1 protein-coding gene is annotated in these 905 nt (G+C 43.9%); it reads right to left on the bottom strand.

Annotated elements, in window-relative coordinates; all coding sequences use genetic code 11:
- Window positions 1-20: 20 nt before the first annotated feature.
- Window positions 21-905: hypothetical protein (locus ACFINH_RS10050; protein ID WP_375633028.1), on the bottom strand; the 885-nt coding region annotated here is incomplete at its 5' end.

Raw genomic sequence — 905 nt, 5'->3', positions numbered from 1 at the left:
AATTTCTATAAAATGCACTCTTAATACCCGTTACCTGCACCGTGTAATTGCCGAAAAATCGCTTTATTTTTCGGATTTGATATCCAAACGTCAAATTCTTCTTCTGACATCCTATCAATGCTTGCTAAAGTCATTGGTCCAGTACTCCCCCCTCCTCCAGATGCTGTCAAAGTCCGCGCAGAATTCTGCCGACTTTGAAGTTCTGCAACCTGATTATTCACTTGCACTGCTTGGTTCTGATAGCCAAGGTTTTGCGCTATCCTATAAAGCTCTTCTGCTGGATTACCCCCCTTTTGGGCGCAAGTCGCTACAATCGTACGCAATTCATCCCCTATAATCGCATCTATCGTGCTCCGTTGCGCATAAGTCGGATAAACAGATGACCAAGCACTTAATTGCTTTGCACGCGTCTCATAAAGATAATCCGCCGCCGCATCAAAATCACTGTATTTATCTTTAATTGATGTAACAGAACTTTCTAAAAACTGGTTCAAATGATCATTAAATTCGTGGGATTCAATGGCTTGCCTTTGAACATCCTGCTGTGCCCTAATATACGCATCTTGCTTTTGAATCTTATCTAACATCCACGTTAATACGCTAATTGGGTCCTCACGTAGGTCTGGGGGCGCACCTTCTCCTTCAACCATTGGTGGCTGGGCTTGAGATTCATAAAACTTGACAAGCGCTTCACGGGCTTGTTGAGCTTGTTGTTCTGCACGTTGCCGATCTATAGGAACGATTTCTGAAGGCTTTTCAACGGGCTCTGCAACCGGTTCTGGAGGTGTCGCATCATTATTCTCAACCGTCTCGACCTCATAATCGTTCTCAAAAGAGCTCTCATCATCAAAGACCGGTGCTCCAACTCTGTAATCTTCATTCATAGCTTCGTTCATTTCTGCATT

The organism is Bartonella sp. AA74HLJMH, assembly GCF_042197045.1.
Classification (GTDB): Bacteria; Pseudomonadota; Alphaproteobacteria; order Rhizobiales; family Rhizobiaceae; genus Bartonella.
This window is presented reverse-complemented; position numbering and strand designations above follow the sequence as displayed.